Genomic DNA, 24,663 nt, shown 5'->3' with positions numbered 1-24,663 from the left:
CGGGTTATTGTCGCCCGCTGTCTTCGTCGCGAGGCCTTGCAATTGGTCGCTGAGAGAGATCTGGAATCTGCCCTCGATCAGGTTCGTGCTGATATGGCAGGACCGGTTGCCGGCGTGTTCGGCCCTGACACGGTGACCTGGCAGATCGACCGGGAGGCCGTGATCTTTCTCGGTGCCGGTCGTGCGCTGTTGCTGCAGCTGGCGCATCCCTGGGTCGCCGCCGCCATCGCCGAGCATTCGAAAACCTTCACTGATCCGATCGGACGATTTCACCGCACCTTCGACATTGTCTTTGCCATGGTGTTCGGCTCGCTTGACCGCGCGCTGTTGTCGTCGCGGCAATTGCACCGGCGCCACAGCATGATCGTCGGCGAGATGCCGGAGACTGTCGGTCCGTTCGCGGCAGGCTCACGCTACTGTGCCAACGACATCCCGTCGCTGCGCTGGGTTCATGCGACGCTGGTCGAGACCGCGCTGATGGCGCATGATCTGGTTTTGCCACCGCTCTCGGCGGAGGAACGCGAACGCTACTGGACCGAGAGTCGTTTGTTCGGTGCTCTGTTCGGATTGACGGCGCACGATCTGCCGACGGACTGGTCCGGCTTTGCGGCCTACACCGCTGCAATGACGCAATCGGATACGCTGACTGTCAGTCCGGCGGCGCGCGAGATCGCCGCGCAGATCTTTGGTGGAGCGCGCCCGTGGTTGCGTCCGCCGCGCTGGTATCGCGCGCTCACGGCAAGCCTGCTGCCGGAACGCCTGCGTGTGGGATTCGGGTTCGAGCTTGATGAGCGTGACACCAGATCCGTCGAGAACGCGCTGCGATGGATACGGCGGGTCTATCCAAGATTGCCAGACCGGCTGCGCTATGTCGGTCCCTACCAGGAAGCGCAGGCGAGGCTGCGCGGCGAGCCGCAGCCGGACTGGATGACGCGATGCCTCAACCGTGCCTGGATCGGACGGTCGCAGATGGATCAGCGCGGGAAGGGGTGAAGTCCTCCGCCGTTGCCACAAACCACCGTCATTGCGAGGAGCTCTTGCGACGAAGCAATCCAGGCTGCTGCCACGGAAACAGTCTGGATTGTTTCGCTGCGCTCGCAATGACGAGGAAACGCAGGCCTCACACCGCCGCCAGCTTCCGGTACAGCGCGTTGTAGCTGCCGGCCGGGATGCTCCAGGAGAACGAGCGTCCCATCGCACTGCGACGCATGGTGTCGAGCTGGTCTTGCGCCACGAAGGCGGAGAAGGCGCGGCGGACGCCGCCGAGGAAGGATTCGTGCGAGGGTTTTGAGAACAGGAAGCCGGTTTCGCCGTCGGTAATGGTCTCGGCGAGGCCGCCGGTCTGGTGGCCGATCGGCAGCGAGCCGAAGCGCTGGGCGTACATCTGGCTAAGCCCGCAGGGCTCGAAGCGTGACGGCATCAATGTGAAGTCGCTACCGGCGAAGATGCGGCGCGCCTGGGCCTCGTTGAAGCCGATGACGACCCCGATCGCGTCAGGGCGCCGGCGATGCGCGTCGATCAGCGCCTGCTCGAGCGCCGGCTCGCCGGAGCCGGTGACCACGATCTGCCCGCCGGCATCGACGATCTCGTCGGCCGCCGCCAGCACGAGGTCGATGCCCTTCTGGTGCACCAGCCGGGCGACGATGCCGAACATCGGACCGCGCGATACCGCAAGCCCGAACTGCTTGCGCACATAGTCCGCATTGGCCTTCTTGCCGACCCAGTCGCCGGCGCCGAATTGCTGGGCAAGCTGAGCGCAGGAACGGGGGTCCCAGCTCTCGTCGATGCCGTTGAGGATGCCGGTGAGCTCGGCCGCGTCGGAGCGGACTCGAAGCAGGCCTTCGAGACCGCAGCCGAATTCATCCGTGGTGATCTCCCGCGCGTAGGTGCCACTGACCGTGGTGAGATGCGATGCGTAGACCAGCCCGGCCTTGAGGAAGGAGAGCTGGTCGTAGAACTCGACGCCGTCGATGTGGAAGGAGCTCTCCGGTGCGCCGATCCGCCGCAGCGAGTCCTTCGGGAAGAGGCCCTGGTAGGCGAGGTTGTGAATGGTCAGGATCGACGGCAGCTTGGAGCCGCGCCAGGCGAGGTAGGCCGGCACGAGCGAAGCCTGCCAGTCATTGGCATGGATCAGGTCTGCTGCCCAATCCTTGTCCAGCGTGCCCATCGCGAGCTCAGCGGCGGCCGAGGCAAAGCGCGCGAAACGGATGTCGTTGTCGGGCCAGTCGCGCCCGGACTCGTCGCCATAGGGGTTGCCGGGCCGGTCGTAGAGTTGCGAGCACAACAGGACATAGACCGGCAGGCCGTCCTTGGTCGCGGCGCGGCCGAGCGAGCAGGCCGGCATCTCCGCGAACGCCGGACAGCGGCCAACGATCTGAATATGCGTGAGTTGTTCGATGATGTCGCGATAGCCGGGCAGCATGACCCGGATGTCGGCGAAAGGACGAAGCGCTCGGGGGAGTGCAGCGGAAACGGCTCCAAGTCCGCCGACGCGGACAAAGTCGTCCATCTCTGTCGTAACGAACAAGACCCTCAAGAACTGCTGCCCTCTGCCGGAGCCCGATTGCTGCTATGCAAGAACGGGTCCAGTTGCCCCTGGAATTCCCAAGGCCGCCCGCCAGACGCGTCTGTTCGGTAAAGACTTTCCTACTCAGCCGCCGCCCTCTAGGGTCGGCGCACGAACAACAGAGAACTTCGATAAGTTCCTAAGTGACTCAAGGACGCAAGCAGGCATGCAGCTATCAGATAAGCATGAGGGGACGACGACAAAGGCCTTCGCCGGCCTCAGGGTCCTGGATTTTTCGACCACCATTGCCGGTCCCCCATTGTGCGCGGATGCTAGCGGACATGGGCGCCGAGGTCATCAAGATCGAGACCGACGGCGGCGAGACGATGCGAACCCGGCCACCGCTGCGCAAGGGCTGCAGCACCGTGTTCGGCCAGCTCAATGTCGGGAAGAAGAGCGTCGTGCTCGACCTCAAGTCCGAGGACGGCAAGGAGGCGGTCCGCCGGCTGGCCGCGACCGCCGACATCCTGGTCGAGAACTTCCGCCCCGGCGTGATGCACCGGCTGCGGCTCGACTATGACAGAATGCGCGCCGTCAACCCGAAGCTGATCTACTGCTCGATCTCCGGCTACGGCCAGAGCGGCCCGTCGGCCGAGCTGCCGGCCTACGCGCCGGTGATCCATGCGGCATCCGGCTACGACATGGCGCATCTCGCCTACCAGCCCGGCCGCAGCCGCCCGGATTATTGCGGCATCTACCATGCCGACGTCGTCACCGGCACCTACGGGTTCGGCGCGATCGCGTCGGCGCTCTACCAGCGCACGGTGACTGGGCTCGGCCAGCACATCGACGTCTCCATGCTGGAATCGATGCTGACGCTGACATTGATCGAGTTGCAGAACTCGCAGTTCACCGTGAAGCCGCCGCCGCGCCCGATGTTCGGGCCGACCGAGACGGCGAGCGGTTATGTCATGATCACGGTTGCCAGCGAGAAGACGTTTCAGGGCCTGATGGGCGTGATCGGCCGCCCCGAATGGATCTCCGATCCGCGCTTCTCCACCTACGCCGCGCGTCGCGACCATTGGGCCGACTTGATGGACGGTGTCGAGGCCTGGTCGCGGCAGCTCTCGACCGATGCCTGTCTTGTCGCGCTAGGTGCGGCCGGCGTGCCGGCCTCGGCCTACCGCACTGTGTCCGAAGCTCTGGCCGATCCGCAGCTCGCGCATCGTCAGGCGCTCTCGTCTGTCGAGGATGAAGGCGGTTCATTCCAGGTCCTCAATCTGCCGTTCCGGATGACCGGTGCCGATACGACACCGGGCAAGACGATGGCCGTGCTTGGCGAGCATACCGACCGGCTGCGCGCGGAAATCGGGCTCACCGACGGTGGACCAATTCCGTTGGCCAAAACAGCAGCGCAAAGCTGACGGCAAGGTTGACGGACAGCTTCGTGCAGCGAGCAATGCGGCTTTGCGCGTGGCCGGCTTGCCATCATCCGTCAGCCTCAACTAGACAGGGTCGAGTTTGTCTCGTCTTGCCGCCCGTGGCATGGTGGCGGCGACAAAAAAGTATCCGGGAGGACGCCAATGAAAAGTTTCAAGGTCGCCGATTTCAAGGCGCCGCTGCAGGAGTTCGACGAGGCCACGCCGCAGCCGTCCGGCACGCAGGTGTTGATCAAGGTGAAGGCCGCCGGCGTCTGCCATAGCGACCTCCACATCTGGGAAGGCGGCTACGATCTCGGCCACGGCCGCAAGCCGCTTTCGCTGAAGGATCGCGGCATCAATTTGCCGCTGACCATGGGGCACGAGACCGTCGGCGAGGTCCTCGCCTTCGGTCCGGACGTGAAGTCGTCGGACCAGGGCGACGTGAAGATCGGCGATGTCGGCCTCGTCTATCCCTGGATCGGTTGCGGCAAATGCGCGACCTGTCTCGCCGGCGATGAGAACATGTGCCTGACGCCGCGCTCGCTCGGCGTCTATTGCGATGGTGGCTATTCCGACCACATGCTGGTGCCGCATCCGCGCTATTTGCTCAATCTGAGAGGCCTCGATCCCGCATCGGCCGCACCCTACGCCTGCTCGGGCGTCACGACCTACAGCGCGCTGAAGAAGCTCGAGCAGCACTTCGACACGCCGATCGTGATGTTCGGTGCCGGCGGACTTGGCCTGATGGCGCTGTCGCTGCTGAAGGCCATGGGCGGCAAGGGCGCGATCATGGTCGACATCGATGCGAAGAAACGCGAAGCCGCGGAGCAAGCCGGCGCGCTCGCGACCGTCGATCCCAAGGCGCCCGACGCGATGGAGCAGCTTGCCAAGAAAGCCGGTGGTCCCATCCGCGCCGTGCTCGATCTGGTCGGCAACGCCGCCACCACGCAGCTTGGCTTCGACTGCCTGACGAAAGGCGGCAAGCTCGTGATCGTCGGCCTGTTCGGCGGCGGGGCGACCTGGGCGCTGCCGCTGATTCCGATCAAGGCGGTGACGATCCAGGGCAGCTATGTCGGCAATTTGCGCGAGACGCAGGAGCTGCTCGATCTCGTGCGCGCGAAGAACATAGCGCCGATCCCGGTGACGCGGCAGCCGCTTTCCAAAGCCAACGACGCGCTGGTGCAGTTGCAGCAGGGCGCGGTGGTCGGCCGCACGGTGCTGACGCCGTAACTTCCGCTCCATCCTCCGTCATTGCGAGCGTAGCGAAGCAATCCAGAAATCCCTCCGCGGACACAGTCTGGATTGCTTCGTCGCAAGAGCTCCTCGCAATGACGAGGCCACACCTTTCGTCATCTAGGAACTCCCATGTCCGCAAATAACGCCTTCCACATTGCCGTGCTCGCCGGTGACGGCATCGGTCCCGAAGTCATGGCGCCGGCCATCGAAGTCCTGCGCAAGATCGAGACGAAATCCGGCTTGAGCTTCCGCTTCACCGAGGCGCCGGCGGGCGCCAATCACTATCTCGCCGCCGGCAAGTCGATGCCCGATACCACCATCAAGCTGTGCGAGGATGCGGACGCGATCCTGCTCGGCGCCTGCGGCCTGCCGTCGGTGCGCTATCCCGACAATACCGAGATCGCGCCGCAGATCGAGCTGCGCTTCATCTTCGATCTCTATGCCGGTGTGCGCCCGGCGCGGCTCATTCCGGGCGTGCCGAGCCCGATCGTCGGCGCCGACCAGCGCGGCATCGATCTCGTCGTGATCAGGGAGTCCACCGAAGGCCTGTTCGCCTCGATGGGCAAGGGCGTCGTCACCCACGAGGAGGCGCGCGAGACCATGGTGATCACGCGCAAGACGTCCGAGCGCCTGTTCGAGTTCTCGTTTCGCCTCGCCGAGCGGCGCAAGGCGCGCGGCAAGCCGGGGATGCTGGCCTGCGTCGACAAGGCGAACGTGTTCAAGGCCTTTGCGTTCTTCCGCGGCATCTTCGACGAGATCGCCAAGCGTCATCCCGAGGTGAAGACCGACCGGCTCTATGTCGATGCCTGCTCGGCGATGCTGGTGAAGCGTCCCTGGGATTTCGACGTGATGGTGATGGAGAACATGTTCGGCGACATCGTCTCCGACATCACCGCGAGCCTGATCGGCGGCCTCGGCATGGCGCCGTCGGCCGACATCGGTGACAAATACGCCGTGTTCCAGCCGTGCCACGGCACCGCGCCCGACATCATGGGGCAGGGCAAGGCCAATCCCACGGGGATGATCTTGTCGGCTGCAATGATGCTGGATTGGCTCGCCGACAAGCACGGTGTCGAGGGCGCGGCCGAGGCCGGCGAGCAAATCGAGCGCGCCGTGGACAAGGTCTACGCCGGCGGCCTCAAGCCGATGGAGTTCGGCGGCAGCAACGGCACCGCCGATATTACGAAGGCGGTGCTCGCGGCGCTGTAGTCAAGGAAGAGGGGCCTCGCGGCCCCTCGCAATTCACCAGCGACGCCAGTGGCGGTGGCCGCCCCAGCCCCACGGACGCCCGCCGTAGAAGCGTCGCGGGCCGCCGTAAAAGCCGTAGGCACCGTAATAATTCGGACGCCAGAAGCAGCGCCCCCAGGGGTTGCAGACCCAGCGCACCTGATCGACGTTGGCTGCCGGGCCGCTCGCGATACGGTCGGCCTGCGGAATGCCGTTCGGCATCGCTGCGAGTGCCTGTCCCGATATGAGCGCTGCGCCGCCCAGGGCAGCCAGACCAACAACAGCTAATTTGAGTTTCATCGCAATCTCCCTCGTTTGATGGCGAGAGAACTTCCAGCAAATCAGCTGGTTGCTATGGTGTTGCAGGGGCGTGGGAATTTAATCTTCCTGAATGCATGTTCACGTTGGCTGCCGTCGTTGCTGCGCTTCGTGGCAATAACGGAATCACCGTCCCTGGAACTGCGGCTTGCGCTTCTCCATGAAGGCCTGACGGCCCTCGCGAAAGTCGGCGCTGTCCATGCAGGCCGTGCCGACGGCGCTGATTGCCTCCATGTCGCGCGCGCTTTCGTCCTTCAGCACCTGCGCAATGGTGAGCTTGGCGGCCTTGATCGCGAGTGGCGCATTTTGCGAGATCGTTTCGGCGATGGCCATGGTCTCGCCCCAGAGCTGATCCTCCGGAACCACGCGCTCGACCAACCCGATGCGCAGCGCTTCCGACGCATCGATGCGCATGCCCGTATACATCAGGAGTCGGGCCCAGGACGGTCCGACCAGCGACACCAGGTGCTTCAAGCCGTCGTAGCCATAGGCGATGCCGAGCTTCGCCGCGGGAATGCCGAACTGGCTGCCATGGGAGGCGATGCGGATGTCGGCCAGCATTGCCACCTGCATGCCGCCGCCAAGACAAAAGCCCTGGATGCAGGCGATCGTCGGCTTGGGATAGTCGGCGAGCAGCGCGCGCTGGGCGGCGCTGCGTTTGCCATATTCCTCGGAAGCGGCGGCGTTGTGGCGCGTCTTCTCGAACTGGCTGATGTCGGCGCCCGACACGAAGGCCTTGCCGCCGGCGCCGCGCAGGATCACGACGCGCACGGCCGCGTCGTCGCGTAAGGCTGTCAGCGCCTCGCCAAATCCCTCCCACATCTCCAGCGACATCGCGTTGCGCTTGTCGGGATTGCTGAAGGTGATCACGCCGACGCCACCGGCTGTGTGCTTGAGGATCTTGCCGTCGGCGTAGGGAATTTCGGTCGTGCTGGACATATCGGACATCGCGCTCATTCTCGTTGGCGAGGCGCAATGTTCGGCCGGGGCGAGGCCAGGGTCAACCGCGGCAACGGACGTGGCTTTGCAGTCACCTGTGCCGCGATTGCATGGCGCCATCTATCTCGTCATATGCGCGGTCAGCGGATGACTGCCGGCATTGCTGAAGAAGGCCGCCTCTTCGGCGGTCGCCTCCAGCAGCTGCTCGTCCTGGTTATAGACGTCGTTGCGGAACTGGACGGTCTGGTCTTTGGTCATCCACGCCGTGAGGTAGATCCAGGCCACCGGCACCTTCTTCGCCATGGCGACCTCGAGATGCTGGCCGCTGGCGATTTCCGCATCGATCGCGGCGCGACTCCATTTCGGCTGGTCCTTCAAGAGCCAGGCGGCGAGATCGCGCACATTGTCGACGCGCGAGCAGCCATGGGAATCGAAGCGGTAATCATCGCTGAACAGATTGCGCTGGTTGGTGTCGTGCATGTAGACCGAATAGGAATTCGGCATGTCGATCTTGACCGCGCCAAGCGCGTTGAACGTGCCGTTGTGCTGGCGCACGGTGAAATTCGGCGTGTGCGTGCCCGACCAGTCGACCGAATTCGGGTCGATCGGATTGTCGTGGGCGTCGAGCACCTCCATGTGCATGCGCGACAGATAGGTGGGATCCTTGCGCATATGCGCGGAGATCTCGGTCTTGGCGATCGAGGAGGGCACCGTCCAGGTCGGATTGAGGACGACGCTGCTGATCTGGGTCGTTAGCGTCGGGGAGGGCTTTTCGGTCTTGCCGACGATCACGCGATAGCGCCGCACCACGACGTCGTTCTCGACCGCTTCGGCGAAGGCGGCGGGGATGTTGACCACGACGTAGCGCTGGCCGAAGCCGAAATTCATGTTCTCAAGCCGCTGGAGCGAAGCCTCCAGCTGCCGGATGCGCTTCTGCACCGGCACGTTCATCGCCGCAATCGTGCGCGGCGTCATCGTTCCGGTCGGCGCGAGGCCGTGGCGGGCCTGGAAGCGTTTCACGGCGTCGGCGAGATCCTGGTCGAAGGCGCCGCTCGCCTTGTCGGCGGAAAGATCGCCGGAGACGATCAGCCGCTTGCGCAGGAGATCGTCGTTGGCGCCCTCGGCGCCGGGCGCGAATTTCGCGTCGGCCGGGATCGCCGGCCAGCCGCCGCGCACGGCCAAATCGGAATAGCTCAGCGCCGCATCCTTGATGCGCTGGGCGGAGCCCTCGTCATAGGTCGGCTCGTGCGTCAGCGCGAGCGCCGCGGCCGAGCGGCTCTCTGCCGTCGAAGCGGACGCTGGCGCGGCAGTTTTCGGTGCGGCTGCGTGGGCCGGATTGGCGGCGGCCGGCACCGTGCCGGCCGCAGTCGCCGGCTTGGGCCCGGCCTGTCCAATGGTCTCGGTCTGAGCAAGCGCAGAGGCGCTCGCAAGCATGCCGACGGCAATGATCATCGCATGGCGTTTCGACATGTGTCCCATCTTCCCCTGAGAGCGAGGCCCGGGCGGGCGCTTCGCATCGGAAATTCCCGGTTCGTCGTGCTGATTCGAGAATCGGCGGGAGGCTAGCGCCTCCCGGTTGCGGCTCCCTTAAGCACGGCTGATCCGCGAGCCCGGCACGTCGGACGGCGGTCTCTGGATTGGGTCGCGACAGGGCCGGAATGGGTTCGCGAAAACCGCGGGCGACGGCGGGAAAAATGGTCAACAAAAAGGGGCGGTCATGCCGCCCCGAGAAGTCCGCGCAAGCGCGGGCCGGATATATCTCGTCCGGGCTCGTCCAATCCAGCCGCGCCCCGTGACGCGGCGGATTGAACATCGGGCGGAAAGGCGCGAAAGCCGATCGGCTCAGGCTTCGTTCGCTGCGATCGATTCCATCAGCGAGACGAGCTGACGCTGCACCGTCTGGTCCTTGATCTTGCTGTAGGCGCGCAGCAGGCGGAGGCTGAAGGCCGAGTCCAGGAAGAGCAGGCTCTCGACTTCGCGTGCCTTGTTGTCGCCGTCATAGAAGAAGGTCACGGGCACATCGAGGGCGGTGGCGATCTGCTGAAGCCGGGCCGCGCCGACGCGATTGACGCCCTTCTCGTACTTCTGGACCTGCTGGAAACTGACGCCGAGCTTCTCGCCGAGCTCGGCCTGCGAGACCTTCATCTCGACGCGCCGCAGACGGATTCGCTTGCCCAGCTCAATGTCCGGCTTGCCGGCACTGCGCTGCTTCATTCTCTTCGCCGCTGTCTTCATCTTTTTTCTCATCGGTCTTCGGTTGAAAACCCCCCGAAGAGCTGGGTCAGGGGTTCGCCCATATACTCGTCCTTGAATTCATGCGGGTGCACGAACTCTTCCTTAAACCACGGGAAACGCGCCGGATTGAAGGCTTCGATCAGCCAGTCAATCATGTGCCGCACGCGCGGAATCCGGCCGCTACCAGGATGGTAGGACAACCAGATATCCAGCGATCTGTTCAGCTCGACTTCCAGTGGAATCAACCTCCCGCCAAGCGCAACGGCGTAGCTCGGGAATACGCCGATTCCGGCACCATTCGCGACCGCCCAGTAATTGGCGCTCGAGACGTTGGTCTTCATGACCAGCAGGTCACGCTCCGGAACGCCGGGGAAGAAGCTCTCGAAAGTTTGCTTGGCATCGAGCTGGTCGGCGAACTGCAGCACCAGGCGATGCTTGATCAACTCCATCGCCGAACGCGGCGCGCCATATTTCGAAATGTATTTCTCGGAGGCCCAGAACATCAGATGCATGCGGCCGAGCCGCACCAGCTTGACGTCGAGCGCCGCAGGCCGCGACAGGTGAATGGCGACGTCGGCCTCGTGGCGAGAGACGTCGGCCGAACGCATCGCGCAATGCAAATCGACCAGGATCTTCGGATACGCCTGCTGGAATTCGACCAGTCGCGGGGCGAGCCAGAATGTGCCAAGTCCCTCGGTGATGGCGACGCGGACCTCGCCGGCCAGGGCGTTCGTCGTCGAATCGCTGGTGCGCAGCACGTCGAACGCGGCCGCCTCCATTTGCTCGACGGCGGAGACCACCAGCGCGCCTTCGTCGGTCAGGCGGGTGCCGTGGACGTCGCGGGTGAACAGGGTGGTGCCGGTCTGGCGTTCGAAATCATCGATCCGGCGGCGGACGGCGTTGATCGACAGCGACAGGCGCTCGGCCGCCGAGCGGAAACTTCCGCATCGGACGACTTCCAGGAAAATGCGCGCCGCATCCCAGTCCGACAGGCCGCTGATGTTTGTCTTTGGGCGTTCCTCCAGAGGAACGCCCCTTTCCGCCAAGGAGTGCATACAAGTCCCTTCGGGTCGCTAAACTGGCAGAATCTGGGGCAAACCACAACCACGGCGGGTTGGGGAATGACGAGTTTTGAACGTCATCCTTACTACGCCGCAGGTGGTATTCGGGTGCTGCCAGGGCGGGAACAAGGGCTGGGAATCGGGCAAACCATCGCCCGTATGAGGGGTGTGGCGTGAGTTCCGTTGTGGGCCGTGACATGGCTGCGGGATCGTCGGCGCTGTCCGCAATGAACGTCCTTGCGCAAGAGCCGGTGCCGCCTTCTGCGATGGATCAATTGCTGCACGCTAGGCGTTTTAAGATTGAGCGTTTTAAGATTGAGCGTTTTGCGACTGAGCGAGTCGACGCTGGCCCGCGACGCGAAGCAATGCTCGCCGGAACCCCGGTTTCTAGGCATCAACACACTGAAATCATATTCGGGGGCGCAGCGGCCTCGTGTTATCCTCGACGCTCCATGGGGGCCAAAGAGGTCGTCACAACCACGTCTCACAGGCCGAATTAGCGGGAAGAACGCCGGTGTCGCATTCAGACGAACAGTTGCAGTCGGTGCTGGAAACGCTCGAAGAGTGCCGCAGGGTGCTCAACGAGAGCAACAGCCGCGAGTCGGCCGAGCTGCTGTCCATTGTCATCCTGGACGTGCGGATGAAACTCAAAGGAATTGACAGTGCCGACCTCAAGGCACTGTGCGACGAAATGCTGCGGACCGCGACCAACGAACCGCAGCCCCCCTCCAAGCAGACGCAGGACCAGCCCCGGCGTCCGCTGCTCCGCGTGGTGAAGTAGCCGCGCCGCCAAGTCTCGCTTTTTGGCGAGATTTGTGCGTGTCCCGATGCCGCATCTGTGATCACAGACGGCATCGGGAGGAGCCCTGGTTTTGTGCGCCTCTGTTGCGCATTCGCTGGCATCGGCTACACCAGAGCCGGTTCGGCTCCGGGCCGCGCGCACTCCCCGCGCGCCGCGCCGGCGCCTGAGATGGCTCCGACTGCATCATGCAAAATGTTTCGATCCCGGCGGCGCTGATTGCCGGCCTCGTCAGCTTCCTCTCCCCTTGCGTCCTGCCGCTGGTCCCGCCCTACCTGATCTATCTGACGGGCGCGACGATCGAGCATGTCGAAAGCAACGAGCCCGCATCAGTCTCGAAACGCGCGATCATGATGTCGGCGCTCCTGTTCGTGCTCGGCTTCTCCACGGTGTTCGTGGCGCTCGGCGCCAGCGCCTCGCTGATCGGCGGGCTGATCCGCGCCTGGTCGGCCGAACTCTCGATCCTCGCCGGCATCGTCATCATCGTCATGGGCCTGCATTTCCTCGGCCTGACGCGTATCGGCATCTTGATGCGCGAGGGACGCTTGACCGCGCCCAAGCCCGTCGGCCTCTGGGGTGCTTATGTGATGGGGCTCGCCTTTGCCTTTGGCTGGACGCCCTGCATCGGCCCGATCCTCGCCGCGATCCTCTCGGTCGCCGCCGCCGAAGCGACGGTGACGAAAGGCGCCGGCCTGCTCGCGGTCTATTCGGCCGGCCTCGGCATCCCCTTCCTGATCGCCGCTCTCATGATCGAGCAATTTTCGACCCTGTTCGCGCGCATGAAGGGCCATCTCGTCAATGTCGAGCGCGCCATGGGCGTCCTGATGGTGATCACCGGCATCGGCTTCCTCACCGGCGCGGTCTCGAATGTGAGCATCTGGCTGCTGGAGACGTTTCCGGCGTTGCAGACGATCGGTTAGGCCTCCGCCGCAAACCGCGCCAGCGCCTCGCGATCGATCTCGATCCCGAGACCTGGACTATCTGGCACCTGCACGATGCCGTTCTTGTGCTCGATCGGTTGTTTGAGGATCGCCTGCCGGATCGGATGTTCGGTGCGGTCGAACTCAAGCATCGGTTCGAGCGGGGCCAGCGAGGTCGGCGTGTGCGACGGCAGCACCGCGAGGAGCTGAAGCGAGGCCGCGATCGCAATCCCAGTGCCCCAGACGTGCGGATTGTAGCGGATGCCGAACGCCTCGCTCATGTCGGCGATCTTCTTGCATTCGGAAAGACCACCCGCCGCGCAGGTGTCGGGCTGGGCGATGTCGAGCGCATGCGCGGCGAACAAATCGCGGAAGCCGAAGCGCGTGAATTCGCACTCGCCGCCGGCGACCGGAATCGTGAGCGCGGATTTCACCGCGCGATAGCCCGCGACGTCCTCCGGCGGCACCGGCTCCTCGAACCATCCGATGTCATGGCGCTCGATCAGGCGGCCGAGCCGGATCGCCGCGACAGCGTCATAGGCGTGGTTCGCATCGACCATCAGCGCGACATCGGGACCGATCGCCTCGCGCACCGCGCGGGTGACCGCGGCATCCTCGGCGATGCCGAAACCGACCTTCAGCTTCACGGCGCGGAATCCTTCGACGGCATAACCCGCAGCTTCCTCCGGCAGATAGGTCAGCGGATCGCCTGACTCGCGCCGGTAGAGACCGGTCGCATAGGCCGCAACCTCCTTGCGCGCGGCGCCGCCGAGAAGCTGGTGCACGGGCACGCCAAAATGCTTGCCCTTGATGTCCCATAACGCGATGTCGATGCCGCTCAGCCCCTGGATCACGACGCCCTTCTGGCCGTGATCCCGCAGGCGCGCGTAGACCATCTGCCACAGCACGTCGGTGCTCAATGGATCCTCGCCGATCAGCCACGGAGCGATACTCTGCACCACCGCCGCCGTGATGCGCGCCGGGCCGTAGCATTCACCCCATCCGACAAGACCATTGTCGGTCTCGATCTCGACCAGCATCGCGGTGCGCGTGTCGTACCAGGCGCGCGAATAGGCAAAGGGCTGCGACAGCTTTGCTTCGAGAATGTGCGTGCGAACCCTTGTGATCTTCATGGCCGGCCTCCGTTCATCGCGCCTCGTCCAGCGCGCAAATCACCGTGCAGACCACGCCGCGGGGCAGGAAGTCGACCGTGGCCTCGCCGCCGAGCTGGTCGCGCGCGCTGCGCTCGATCAGGCGCGAGCCGAAGCCGCGTTGCACCGGCGCCGTCACCGGCGGTCCGCCGATCTCGGTCCAGATCAGGCGCAGCCGCGGCTTCGGCGCCTCGGCAAGGACCTCCCACTCCAGCGTCACCCGGCCGGTCTCGTTGGACAGCGCACCGTATTTTGCAGCGTTGGTGGCGATCTCGTGCACGATCATAGACAGCACCACGGCGAGCCGCGGCGACAGCGGCACCGCGGGTCCGGCCATGCGGATGCGCTCTGGATTGTTCAGCAGGAACGGCTGGAGCGCGCGGGTGATCACGTCCCGTAGCTCGGAGCCTGCCCATTTCTCCTGGCTGAGCAAATTATGCGCCTCGGCCAGCGCGCCGAGCCGACCCTCGAACTTCGTCCGCTCGTCCCGGCTGGCGCTGCGGAAGGTCTGCACCGCGATCGCCTGCATCAAGGCGAGCGTGTTCTTGACGCGATGGTTGAGTTCGTCGATCAGGAGATCGTGCAGCATTTCGCCGCGCGCGATCGTGGTCGCCATCCTGACCGCGAAGGTCAGGCCGGTCAGCAGCAGGATGCCGCCGATAAAACTGGTGATCGCGATGTTGCGCCAGAGCGGCGCGATCAGCGAGCTCTCGGCGACGCCGGCCACGATGGTCCAGCCGGTGAGCCGCGACCTCGTATAGACGGTGGACAACGCAATACCGTCGAGCGAAACCGTCGAGAGCGCGGCCTCCGGCGTGCGCAACATACTCTCATACAGTGTGCCGGTAGCCCGTTTGCCGAACGTCTCCGTAGGGTTCGGCGTGCGCGCGAACACGATGGCCCTGGTGTCGAGCAGGGAAACCGTCCACTCCCGGTCGGGCCGTTGCTTCTCGACCAGATCCTGAAAGATGCTGACCGGCGGGCTGAAGCAGAGGTCGTAGATCACTTCGCCGTCGCGGAGCACCGGAACCTCGACCGTGAGCACCTGCCGGCTGTTGATCGCGCCGGTGAACAGGTCGGAATACTGCGGCGACTTGGTCGCAAACACCTTTTCGATGATCTCCAGGTGGCCGCGTGGCTGCAGGCTGGCGGTGTCGTCCGTCGCGGAGGAGAACAACAGTCGGCCCTTGCGATCGGAGATCAGCACCAGGCCGCCCTTGCCGTACTGGTCCACGAAGCCGAGGGCGATGCGGCGGAAGTTCTGGAAGTCGTCGTTGCGCAGCGAATTCGTCAGCGCAAGCACTTGCAGGCCGCCGGTCATCCGCTGCACCTCGGAATCCAGCACGAGGCGCATGCTGCGCACGTTCTCCAGCACGCGGCGGGTCGCGTCGTTGCGGTCCTGCTTGTAATTGTAAACGGCAATACCGACCGCGAAGACGATCAGCGGCAACATCGTTCCCGTGACCAGAAGAGCGAGCCGGACCGGCAAAGTGAGCTTTGACAAACGCAGGCGTCCCGGTTCCAGCGCAAGGGAGCGCCGGATTTATGATTTTGGGAGACCATAAGGGCGGGATTTGCGCCGCGCCATAATTTTCGCGTCCGGACGAGCCCGCCCAGGGACAAGATTTGCAGCGCAGTCGGCGGCTGCGCCTCAGCTCATGCTGATTGCGGTCAGCAGCAGGCACATGGCGTACACGGCCGCCAGGCTGAGCCCGGCGATCCGGGCCTCTCGATATGATTTCATAACGTCAACTCCCAGAGAGGGAGGCCGCCTTCGAGGCGGCCCCCCTTACACCTGGATCAATCAATTTCCTGAACGACCGTGCGCGAGCCGGGATCCACGAGCATCACGCGATCGCCGGAGTAGACGTAGCGATACTTGGTCAGCGACGGACCCCAGTCTGCGGGAACGGCCTCGAGCTCGACATCGCCCGGCACGGCCGCGCCAACAACGATCTTTTCCTTCGTCGTCACCGGGCGAATGCGGTGCTCGGTGACGTAGGATTTGATCTTGGTTCGGTATTGCGGCTCGATCTGAACGGCCGCCGCGTGGCCGGTCCCGGTCGTCGTCACGACGGTCGATTGCGCGAAAGCACTGGTCGACATCAGGACCGCGGCGGCGGAAAGCAGGAACAACTTCTTCATCTCGTTCTCCTCGTTTGAATATGCGCCGCAACAACCCCTCATCACTGACTGCGTTCCCGGCTCAGGGAACAAATTGCCGCTTTTTCCCGTTTGTAGTTGACCGGGCTGAACGGCTCGGGCTCTGGAGGAGGACGACAAATGAAGTTGAAGATAGTAACTGCAGCACTGATGCTTGCCGCAATATCCCTGCCGGCGTTCGCCGCCGACGAGTTCTACGTCGTGCAGGACGTCAAGACCAAGAAGTGCACGATCGTCGACAAGAAGCCGACCGACACGTCCATGACCGTCGTCAGCCCGTCAGGCACGATCTACAAGTCGCGCACCGAGGCTGAAACCGGCATGAAGACCGTCAAGGTCTGCACGTCGAACTGAGGAGGATGACAAATGCCAGTTCTGATTCTCTGGGCCGTGCCGGCCGTGCTGGTGATCGGCGGCGGCATTTACCTGATCGGCCACATGCACTGAGCGGCAGTGGAAGGCGAGCGGGTCTGTGTGTGCAGCGCACAGGCCCGCAAGCCGTCTGTCGCCTGCGAGGGTCGAAGGCCCCCAGTTGCCGCGCAGCAAGTTGCAGTGCAGCAGTTCGCGAAAAGAAAAAAGGGTGGCCCTGCGACGAAGAGGACCTCCCACGCACGCGAAATGACTTCCGTCCCGGCGACGTTTTCCATACGCTTCCCTCTCGCAAGCCGCATACCGGCTGCGCTCACGGCCCGGCGACAGGGCCGGAGCATCAAAAAGGGAGGGGAGACGATGAAGCGAAGATCATTTCTCGCTGGGATCAGCGCGACCACTGCGGCGGCCGCGATTGGCATGCCGTCGATCGTCCGGGCGCAGTCGCCGATCACGCTGAACGGCGCGGTCCAGTTCAACGACGACCACGCTTTCAACAGGGCCCTGCTCCGGTTCGAAGAGCTGGTCAAGAAGTACTACGGCAAGCCTGTCAACTTCACGCTGCACAGGAACTCCTCGCTCGGCCTCGAAAAGCAGTATTTCGAGTACATGTCGCAGGGCAAGGCCGTCGATTACGGCATCGTCTCGCCGGCTCACATGTCGACCTTCGCCAAGGCGGCCCCGTTCATCGACGCGCCCTTCGTGTTCAAGGGCATCGAGCACATGAACAAGGTCGTCGAAGCCAATATCCTGGCGCCGATCGCCGACGAAGTCGCGGCCAAGGCCGAGGTCGTTCTGATCGGCTATTCCGGCGGTGGCATCCGCAACATCTTCGCCAACAAGCCGCTCAAGACTCTTGCCGACCTTAGGGGACTCAAGGTGCGCGTACAGGGCGCGCCGATCTGGTCCAAGACCTTTGCGGCCGTGGGCATGAGCCCGACGGTGATCGCCTATAACGAAATCTACAACGCGATCCAGAACGGCGTGATAGCGGCCGGCGAGAACGAGGCGGCCGGCGTCGAGGCGATGAAGTTCTACGAAGTGGCTCCGCATCTCAACCTGACCCAGCACGCTGTGTCGATACGGCCGATCTGCTTCTCGGTGAAGACGCTGAAGACCTTGCCCAAGGACTTGCAGGACGCGATCATGAAGGCCGGCAAGGAGGCCGGCGACTATGGTCGTCAACTGGAGTCGAGCGAAGAGGTCGTCAAGCTCGACACGCTGGAGAAGGCCGGCAAGCTCAAGCGCGTTCCCTTCGAGGAGCGGGACGCCATGAAGAAGCTCGCCGACCCCGTGATGGCCACCTACGCCAAGGAAATCGGCGCGGAAGGCATTTTCGAGAAGATCAACGTGGTCTGAGAACTCTCGCCGCCCACGCGACAGGACGTCGGGGCAAGCCGGACGGCTTGCCCCATTGCGTGATTGTGATCCCCCGGAGTCGTAATGACCGAAATATCGATGCCACCGAACCCGTCGCCATGGCGCCGAGCAACGGCGGCCTATGCAAAACTGCTGGAAATCCTGCTCGCCGCCTCTGTCGGCCTTCTGGTCATTCCGGTCACGTTGCAGATCATCTCGCGCTACACGCCTTTGATTCCGTCCTACATCTGGACCGAGGAAATGGCACGGTTCATGTTCATCTGGACGATCATGATCGGCGCCATGGTCGGCATCAGAGAGTCGCAGCATTTTGAAGTCGACGTCTGGCCTGACCTGTCACGCCGAAGCGAAGCCATGGTGCGGATTCTTGCGCGGCTCGGCGTGCTGGCGTTGGCGCTGGTGTTCGTATCCGCCGGCATCGAGTTCACCCGCTTTGCCTGGAACAGGACTTCGGAGCTGGCCGACCTGCCGCTTTGGCTGATCCACGTCGCCTGGCCGGTTGCCGGCGTGACCTGGATCGTGTTCGCCGGTGAACAGATTGTCGACGAGATGCGGATTCTGGTTGGGGCCAATCAATGAGCGGTAATGTTCTTTCTGCCGGACAGGCCGCGATGGTCCTGTTCGGGACTTTCGTTGGCCTGCTCATCATACGCGTGCCGGTCGCCTTCGCGCTTGGCCTTGCCTGCGTGCCGATCCTGCTGATCGAGCCGCATCTGTCGCTGATGACGCTCGCGCAGGAAACCTTCAACGCCTACAATTCGTTCATCCTGTTGGCGGTACCGTTCTTCCTGCTCACCGCCAATTTGATGAGCATCGGCGGCATCACCGACCGGCTGGTCGCGCTGTCCCGCTCGATGGTGGGGCACTGGCCGGGGTCGCTGGCGCAGATCAACGTCGTGCTGTCGGTGTTCTTTGCCGGCATCTCCGGCTCCTCCACCGCGGACGCGGCGAGCCAGTCCAAGATCTTCATCGATGCCCAGACCAAGGAGGGTTACGACCTCTCGTTCTCCATCGCCATCACCGCGGTCTCGGCCGTGCTCGCCGTCATCATCCCGCCCTCGATCCTGATGATCGTGTGGGGGCGGGCTGATCTCGACCTCGATCGCCGCGATGTATCTCGCGGGCATCGTGCCGGGATTGCTGATCGCGGGAGCGCAGATGGCGACAGTGCATATCTATGCCGTGCGACGAGGTTACCCGACCTATCCGAAGGACACCTGGAGGGAGATGTGCTGCGCCATCTGGCGCTCGATACCGGCGCTGCTGACGCCGTTCATCATCGTCGGCGGCATCCTGCTGGGGTGGTTCACCGCAACGGAGTCCGCCTGCGTCGCGGTGCTTTATTCCGTGGCGCTATCGACATTCTTTTACCGTGAAACCGGCGCGCGCGAACTCTACAGGGCTTTGCTCGACACCGGCCGTCTCGCGGGTGTCGCGCTGTTCTGCGTGGGCACCGCGAGCGCGTTCGGCTGGCTGCTGGCCTACTACAGGATCCCGCAGGAGCTGCTGGCCAACGTCTCGACCTGGGGCATGGGCGCGATCGGGGCCGGCTTCTTCATTGCGCTCTGCTTTCTGGTGGTGGGCTGCTTCCTCGACGCCATTCCGGCGATCATCATCGTCGGTACCGTTCTCGAACCGCTGGCGAAATCGGTTGACCTTCATCCGGTGCAGTTTGCGATCATCTCGATCGTCTCGCTGGCCTTCGGGTTGGTGACGCCCCCTTATGGCCTGTGCTTGATGATCGCCTGCTCGATCGCCGGGGTGCGGCTGCGCTATGCGCTGAAGGACACGGTGATCATGCTGATCCCCATGCTGCTCGTGCTGGCGGCACTCATCATTTGGCCCAGCGTTTCCCTGTTCCTGCCGCGCCTGATCGTGCCGGAGATGTTGAAATGAGCGGGGCTTGATCCCGCGGCTCTGATGCCGCGGGATCGGTGCATTTTGTCTAGAGATTGCTCTCGGTGATCGCGGCGTAGACCATGCTGCGCAGCTCGCGCCGGAGCGGGTAGGCGCTCGACGGCAGCACCTGCGTCATGAAGATGGTGATCAGTTCTTCGGCCGGGTCGATCCAGAACGACGTCGTGGCCGCGCCGCCCCAATTGTATTCACCGGGGCTGCCGGCGACCAATGTCTCGGCCGGGCGCATGGTCACGGCGAAGCCGAGGCCGAAGCCGATGCCGTTATAGGCAGCTTCCGCAAACAACGAGCGCGACACTTCCGGCAGCGCGCGTCCACCCGGAATGTGGTTGGCCGTCATCAGTGCCAGTGTCTTCGGCCCGATCAGCCTGACGCCGCCGAGCTCGCCGCCGTTGAGCAGCGCGCGGCAGAAGGTGAGATAGTCGGCCGTCGTCGAGCACAGCCCGCCGCCGCCCGAGATCAGGGACGGCGGTGACAGGAACGAGCTCTTGGTCGGATCATCCTGCAAGGTCAGGCCCTCGCGACGCTGGCCGGCATGGAAGGTCATGCCGCCACCCGGGTCGGCCGAGTAACAGGCGGCGAACCGGTGGGCCTTGGAAGCCGGCACGTGGAAATCGGTGTCGGTCATGCCGAGTGGATCGAGAATGCGTTGTTTCAGGAACTGCTCGAAGGGTACGCCGGAGATCTTGCCGACGAGGTAGCCGAGCACGTCGGTCGAAACCGAGTAGTTCCAGGCCTCGCCCGGCGAGAACTCCAGCGGGATTTTGGCAAGGCTCTCGATCATGGTCTGGAGCGTGCCGGATTTCTCGACCTCGCCGATCTTTTCAGCGCGATAGGCGGCATCGACGTTCGAGCGCTGCTGGAAACCGTAGGTGAGGCCGGAGGTGTGGCGCAGGAGGTCGACGATCAGCATCGGCCGCGACGGCGGCCGGGTCAGGAAGGAAGGCGCGGTGCCGGCAACGAACACGCCGAGATCCTTCCATTCCGGAATGTACTTGGCGACGGGCTCATCGATCGCAACGAGGCCTTGCTCGACCAGCATCATGAAGGCGACGCTGGTGAGCGGCTTGGTCATGGAATAGATGCGATAGATCGTGTCGTCCTTGACGGGCAGCTTGCGCTCGACGTCGGCAAAACCCTGCACCGTACTGTGGGCGATCTTGCCACGGCGATAGACCAGGAGATGCGTGCCCGGGAAGCGGCCGGCATCGATGTACCGGCTCTTCAGATGCGCATCGACGCGGTCGAGCGCCGCCTTGGACATGCCGACGGATTCGGGCGAGGCGGGGGTGGGGGCGAGCATCAGTTCCTCCGAGCAGTTTTGTCCGCCGTTGATAGCCGAAAAGGCGGTCTCATTCCAAGCCGGTCGCGCTTAACGCCGGCCGGCTGTTTGGTGTAGGCTTCGCCTTGGAACGCCTCCAAGCAGCCCAAAAGATCCCCAACGGGCCAATGAGAAAACGCAGGCAAACGCACCATGACCCAGTTCAACGAAACCGAACTCACCGAAGCCGTCGTCCGGAGCTTTGACCAGACACCTGACCCGCGCGCGAAATTCCTGCTCCAGGAATTGGTGAAATCGCTGCACGATTACGTGAGCAAGACCGGCGTCACCTTCGCGGAATGGGAATACGCCATCGATTTCCTGACCCGCACCGGCCAGAAATGCACGGACACCCGGCAGGAATTCATCCTCCTGTCCGACGTGCTCGGCGTCTCTATGCTGGTCGACGCAGTCAACCATCGCGAGCGCGAGGGCGCCACCCAGACCACCGTGCTCGGGCCGTTCTATGTCGGCGAGCACAAGGTGACGGCGCACGGCACCGACATCTCTCCGAACAATCAAACCGGCGAACGGATGTTCGTGCAGAGCCGTGTCACCGATCTCAAGGGCAAGCCGCTCGCGAATGTCCCTGTCGACGTCTGGCACGCTGACGATGACGGCTTCTACGACTCGCAGAAGCCGAACTATGACGAGGTCGGCGCCTCGGCGCGGGCGCGCTTCATCACCGACAGCGATGGCCGCTTCTTCTTCCGCACCATCCTGCCGTGCAGCTATCCGATCCCGACCGACGGCCCGGTCGGCGAGATGATCGTGCAGACCAACCGCCACCCGATGCGCCCGGCGCATGTGCACTTCCTGGTCAATGCCAAGGGCTACGAGCCGCTGATCACCCACGTCTTCATGGACGGCGACAAATATCTGGATTCCGACGTGGTGTTCGGCGTGAAGGACGACCTCGTCGCCAAGGTCGAGCCGCGCAAGGATGCGGCGATGCCCGACGGCAGCAAGGCGAACGGGCAGTGGCATCTGATGAGCTACGAATTTCACCTCAAGCCCGGCGGCGGCAGGGCGCCGAAGCCGCTGGGGACAAAGGCGGAGGAGCACGCCTGACCGTCAGGTGCGAGCAGCGCGCGCCGCCCTCTCATCTCCCGATAAAGGCCGCCAGCTCGTCAGGCGTCCCCATCGGAAAGGCTTCTTTCATGAAGTCGAGGAAGGCGGAGACGCGCGCGCTCAACAGCCGGCGCGATGGATAGAGCGTCCACAATGCGATCTCCGGTCCGTCGATGTCGCCCCAATGCACCAGCGTGCCGGCAGCCAGGTCGTGACTGACCAGTGATACCGGAAGGCGTGCGGCGCCGACGCCGGCCCGGACCGCATCGCGGGACCATGACGAGCGATGACAGGCGAAGGACCGGATCAATCGCGATGCGCGATTGTCCACTTGGCACCGTCACGTCCCAGCTTGTTTTCCGGTCGCCCGCTCCGCGCATGACAGCCGGCACAGCGATACCCTCCCTCGGCCGTTTCAGGTTCGGGCTCGCCACCACCACCAGCCGATCGCGCAGAAAGATTCGTCCGACAAGGCTGTCATCCGGATCGGGATTGACCCGAATGACGAGGTCATAGCCTTCCTCCACCATGTCGACGGAGCGATCTTCCGTCGTGACCTCAAGACGGATCTCCGGATATCTGAGCGCGAATCCGGCCGCGAGGTTTCCCATCGCAGTCTGCGAGAACAGCATAGGCGCGCTGATCCGCAAGCGCCCCCGCGGCCTGTCCCCACCCGACGCGATTGCTGTCGCCGTCTCGTCGAGCTCGGTGAGCAAGGCTCCCGTCCGCTCGTAAAGGGCGCGCCCTTCTTGCGTGAGTTTCAGGGTGCGCGCGCCGCGCTCGAACAGGCGGAGGTCGAGGGCGGCCTCCAGCTCGGCGACCCGCCGGGACAGGGTGGCTTTCGGGCGGCCGGCGGCCCGTGCGGCCCGTCCGAACCCGCCGTGCCGGGCAACGAGATTGAAATCGGCGAGTGCGAGCAGGTCCATTGTTCCACCAGTGAGACAGTCTGTCCAAATATAGCGGCTATCGGTTCTTTTGTGGATCACTAATTTCCCGGATGTCTTCTGACCCAACCCGGAGTGATCCCCATGACCATCCTCGTTACCGGTGCAACCGGCACCATCGGCCGCCACGTCGTCGAACAGCTCGTCAAGCGCGGCGCCGATGTCCGTGCTCTCGCCCGCGAGCCTGCCAAGGCAAACCTCCCGGCAGGCGTTACCGTCGTGCAGGGCGACCTGCTCGACGTCGACGCGCTCCGCAGCGCGTTCGAGGGCGTCTCGACCCTGTTCCTGCTCAACGCGGTGGTGCCGGATGAATTCACGCAGGCGCTGATCGCGCTCAACGTGGCCCGCGACGCCGGCGTCGAGCGGGTCGTGTACCTCTCGGTGATCCACAGCGATCGCTACGTCAACGTCCCGCACTTTGCCGGCAAGTTCGGCGTCGAGCGGATGATCGAGCAGATGGGCTTCAACGCCACCATCCTGCGCCCCGCCTATTTCATGAACAACGATGTCACGATCAAGGACGTGGTGAGCGGATACGGAATCTATCCGATGCCGATCGGCAGCAAGGGGCTCGCCATGATCGATGCGCGCGACATCGGCGAGATCGCGGCCCTCGAGCTCATCCGTCGTGAGCGCGCCGCAACGCCGCTTCCGCTCACGCGCATCAATCTCGTCGGCCCTGATACGCTGACCGGCGCGAAAGCCGCCGCCGTCTGGTCGGAGGTGCTGGGCCGCACGATTGCCTATCCCGGTGACGATACCGCCGGCTTCGAGAAGAGCCTCAGGCAGTTCATGCCGAGCTGGATGGCTTATGACATGCGGCTGATGAGCGAACGTTTCCTCACTGAGGGAATGGTCCCGGAGGCCGGCGACGTCGAGCGGCTGACCGCGCTGTTGGGCCGTCCGCTGCGCTCCTATCGCGACTTCGTCTCCGAGATCACGGCCACTGCCTGACGGCAGGGGCACGTCCCCATCACGACAACGAGGAATGCTATCATGATCTCTTCAACCGCCACTGTTCCGGTGAATCCGGAAGGCGCAACGAAGATATTGGTGCTTGGAGCGACCGGTGCCACCGGTCGCCTGATCGTCAACCAGGCGGTGGCGCGAGGCTACGATGTCACCGTGCTGGTGCGTTCCGCTGAGAAGGCACGTGACATCACGGGGGCGAAGCTCATCATCGGAGACGCCCGCGATGAAACAGCCCTGCGCGAAGCCCTCAAAGGCCGTGATGCCGTGGTCAGTGCGCTGGGTACATCGGTAAGCCCGTTCCGCGAGGTGACGCTTCTCTCGACCGCGACGCGCGCGCTCGTGAGCGCGATGAAGGCCGAGCAGGTCTCGCGGCTGGTTTGCATCACGGGGATGGGCGCCGGCGACAGTGCCGGGCATGGCGGCTTTATCGCCGACAACGTGTTCTTTCCGCTTCTCCTGAAGAAGGTGTACGCCGACAAGGACCGGCAGGAAGCCATCGTCAGGGAGAGCGGGCTGGACTGGGTCCTGGTTCGCCCCTCGATCCTGAACAACAAGCCCGGGCGCGGGCCGATCCGGGCCCTGACGGATCTTTCGGGCTTCCATGGCGGCAGCATTGCGCGCGAAGACGTTGCGACATTCGTGCTCGATCAGGTGCGCAACGATACTTGGCTGCATCGCTCTCCGCTCATCACGTGGTGACGCTTGCGTGGCGA

At 64.0% G+C, this 24,663-nt stretch carries 21 protein-coding genes and 3 pseudogenes; 13 read left to right on the top strand and 11 right to left on the bottom strand.

The genetic code is table 11. The features are described 5' to 3' along the window. The first annotated feature begins 42 nt into the window (after positions 1-42). Positions 43-993, top strand: coding sequence for an oxygenase MpaB family protein (locus ACVIN2_RS09325; protein ID WP_456765386.1), 951 nt, complete (start codon positions 43-45; stop codon positions 991-993). 127 nt (positions 994-1,120) lie between these two features. On the opposite strand, the gene glgA is transcribed toward ACVIN2_RS09325, so the two are convergent. Continuing rightward, entirely contained in the window at positions 1,121-2,536 is a 1,416-nt protein-coding gene (glgA, locus tag ACVIN2_RS09320; RefSeq protein WP_456765385.1) for a glycogen synthase GlgA, read from the bottom strand. Positions 2,537-2,732: 196 nt separating this feature from the next. Here glgA and ACVIN2_RS09315 point away from each other — a divergent pair. The 3 genes and pseudogenes from ACVIN2_RS09315 (at position 2,733) to ACVIN2_RS09305 (ending at position 6,372) form a co-directional block, all read left to right on the top strand. Further along, positions 2,733-3,930 (top strand): annotated as a pseudogene (locus ACVIN2_RS09315) (CaiB/BaiF CoA transferase family protein). A gap of 159 nt (positions 3,931-4,089) precedes the next feature. Then, the gene (locus ACVIN2_RS09310; protein WP_456765384.1) at positions 4,090-5,157 is read left to right on the top strand and encodes an alcohol dehydrogenase; all 1,068 of its coding nucleotides are present in this window, start codon (positions 4,090-4,092) and stop codon (positions 5,155-5,157) included. 135 nt (positions 5,158-5,292) lie between these two features. After that, positions 5,293-6,372 carry an isocitrate/isopropylmalate dehydrogenase family protein gene (locus ACVIN2_RS09305; protein WP_456765383.1) on the top strand — a complete coding sequence of 360 codons (1,080 nt, stop codon included), beginning with the start codon at positions 5,293-5,295 and terminating at the stop codon, positions 6,370-6,372. A 33-nt stretch (positions 6,373-6,405) separates the two neighbouring features. On the opposite strand, the gene ACVIN2_RS09300 is transcribed toward ACVIN2_RS09305, so the two are convergent. From ACVIN2_RS09300 to ACVIN2_RS09280, 5 genes are all read right to left on the bottom strand, one after another. Further along, positions 6,406-6,690, bottom strand: a complete 285-nt coding sequence (locus ACVIN2_RS09300; RefSeq protein ID WP_456765382.1) for a hypothetical protein — start codon at positions 6,688-6,690, stop codon at positions 6,406-6,408. A gap of 144 nt (positions 6,691-6,834) precedes the next feature. Next, on the bottom strand, positions 6,835-7,656 hold the full coding sequence (locus tag ACVIN2_RS09295) for an enoyl-CoA hydratase (protein WP_456765381.1): 822 nt from the start codon (positions 7,654-7,656) through the stop codon (positions 6,835-6,837). Between the two features lie 111 nt (positions 7,657-7,767). Then, positions 7,768-9,117 (bottom strand): L,D-transpeptidase family protein, encoded by a 1,350-nt coding sequence (locus ACVIN2_RS09290; protein ID WP_456765380.1) that lies wholly within the window; start codon positions 9,115-9,117, stop codon positions 7,768-7,770. Positions 9,118-9,489: 372 nt separating this feature from the next. After that, positions 9,490-9,861, bottom strand: a complete 372-nt coding sequence (locus ACVIN2_RS09285) for a helix-turn-helix domain-containing protein (RefSeq protein WP_026233304.1) — start codon at positions 9,859-9,861, stop codon at positions 9,490-9,492. Between the two features lie 29 nt (positions 9,862-9,890). Continuing rightward, positions 9,891-10,937, bottom strand: a complete 1,047-nt coding sequence (locus ACVIN2_RS09280) for a LysR family transcriptional regulator (RefSeq protein ID WP_456765379.1) — start codon at positions 10,935-10,937, stop codon at positions 9,891-9,893. Positions 10,938-11,457: 520 nt separating this feature from the next. Here ACVIN2_RS09280 and ACVIN2_RS09275 point away from each other — a divergent pair. Together ACVIN2_RS09275 and ACVIN2_RS09270 are read left to right on the top strand one after the other, a co-directional pair. Then, positions 11,458-11,724 (top strand): hypothetical protein, encoded by a 267-nt coding sequence (locus ACVIN2_RS09275; RefSeq protein ID WP_007593979.1) that lies wholly within the window; start codon positions 11,458-11,460, stop codon positions 11,722-11,724. A gap of 206 nt (positions 11,725-11,930) precedes the next feature. Continuing rightward, on the top strand, positions 11,931-12,662 hold the full coding sequence (locus tag ACVIN2_RS09270) for a cytochrome c biogenesis CcdA family protein (RefSeq protein WP_456765378.1): 732 nt from the start codon (positions 11,931-11,933) through the stop codon (positions 12,660-12,662). Here the strand turns inward: ACVIN2_RS09270 and ACVIN2_RS09265 are convergent. The 3 genes from ACVIN2_RS09265 to ACVIN2_RS09255 all read right to left on the bottom strand — a co-directional run bounded on the left by ACVIN2_RS09265 (position 12,659) and on the right by ACVIN2_RS09255 (position 15,958). Next, positions 12,659-13,795 carry a mandelate racemase/muconate lactonizing enzyme family protein gene (locus tag ACVIN2_RS09265; RefSeq protein WP_456765377.1) on the bottom strand — a complete coding sequence of 379 codons (1,137 nt, stop codon included), beginning with the start codon at positions 13,793-13,795 and terminating at the stop codon, positions 12,659-12,661. The genes ACVIN2_RS09270 and ACVIN2_RS09265 overlap by 4 nt on opposite strands. A gap of 13 nt (positions 13,796-13,808) precedes the next feature. Then, the gene (locus ACVIN2_RS09260; RefSeq protein WP_456769681.1) at positions 13,809-15,266 is read right to left on the bottom strand and encodes a sensor histidine kinase; all 1,458 of its coding nucleotides are present in this window, start codon (positions 15,264-15,266) and stop codon (positions 13,809-13,811) included. A gap of 347 nt (positions 15,267-15,613) precedes the next feature. Further along, positions 15,614-15,958, bottom strand: coding sequence for a DUF1236 domain-containing protein (locus ACVIN2_RS09255; RefSeq protein ID WP_456765376.1), 345 nt, complete (start codon positions 15,956-15,958; stop codon positions 15,614-15,616). Positions 15,959-16,096: 138 nt separating this feature from the next. Between ACVIN2_RS09255 and ACVIN2_RS09250 the strand changes: the two genes are divergently transcribed. From ACVIN2_RS09250 to ACVIN2_RS09235, 4 genes and pseudogenes are all read left to right on the top strand, one after another. Next, a complete protein-coding gene (locus tag ACVIN2_RS09250; protein WP_247360044.1) occupies positions 16,097-16,330 on the top strand; it encodes a hypothetical protein in 234 nt (77 codons plus the stop codon). A gap of 375 nt (positions 16,331-16,705) precedes the next feature. After that, the gene (locus ACVIN2_RS09245; RefSeq protein ID WP_456765375.1) at positions 16,706-17,704 is read left to right on the top strand and encodes a TRAP transporter substrate-binding protein; all 999 of its coding nucleotides are present in this window, start codon (positions 16,706-16,708) and stop codon (positions 17,702-17,704) included. Positions 17,705-17,788: 84 nt separating this feature from the next. After that, the gene (locus ACVIN2_RS09240) at positions 17,789-18,304 is read left to right on the top strand and encodes a TRAP transporter small permease (protein ID WP_456765374.1); all 516 of its coding nucleotides are present in this window, start codon (positions 17,789-17,791) and stop codon (positions 18,302-18,304) included. After that, positions 18,301-19,621 (top strand): annotated as a pseudogene (locus tag ACVIN2_RS09235) (TRAP transporter large permease). Before ACVIN2_RS09240 ends, ACVIN2_RS09235 begins: the two are co-directional and overlap by 4 nt. 49 nt (positions 19,622-19,670) lie before the next feature. On the opposite strand, the gene ACVIN2_RS09230 reads toward ACVIN2_RS09235, so the two are convergent. Beyond that, on the bottom strand, positions 19,671-20,945 hold the full coding sequence (locus ACVIN2_RS09230; protein WP_456765373.1) for a serine hydrolase domain-containing protein: 1,275 nt from the start codon (positions 20,943-20,945) through the stop codon (positions 19,671-19,673). A 171-nt stretch (positions 20,946-21,116) separates the two neighbouring features. On the opposite strand from ACVIN2_RS09230, the gene ACVIN2_RS09225 reads away from it, so the two are divergent. Beyond that, on the top strand, positions 21,117-22,034 hold the full coding sequence (locus ACVIN2_RS09225; RefSeq protein WP_456765372.1) for an intradiol ring-cleavage dioxygenase: 918 nt from the start codon (positions 21,117-21,119) through the stop codon (positions 22,032-22,034). Between the two features lie 31 nt (positions 22,035-22,065). Here ACVIN2_RS09225 and ACVIN2_RS09220 read toward each other — a convergent pair. Continuing rightward, a pseudogene (locus tag ACVIN2_RS09220) lies at positions 22,066-22,960 on the bottom strand (LysR family transcriptional regulator). 102 nt (positions 22,961-23,062) lie between these two features. Between ACVIN2_RS09220 and ACVIN2_RS09215 the strand changes: the two are divergent. After that, entirely contained in the window at positions 23,063-23,932 is an 870-nt protein-coding gene (locus tag ACVIN2_RS09215; RefSeq protein WP_456765371.1) for an SDR family oxidoreductase, read from the top strand. Between the two features lie 42 nt (positions 23,933-23,974). After that, positions 23,975-24,649, top strand: coding sequence for an NAD(P)-dependent oxidoreductase (locus tag ACVIN2_RS09210; protein WP_456765370.1), 675 nt, complete (start codon positions 23,975-23,977; stop codon positions 24,647-24,649). Positions 24,650-24,663: the final 14 nt, after the last annotated feature.

The sequence above is a fragment of the Bradyrhizobium sp. USDA 3650 genome (genome assembly GCF_054057395.1).
Note: the sequence above shows the minus strand (reverse complement) of the source record. Positions and strands in the feature narration are given on the sequence as shown.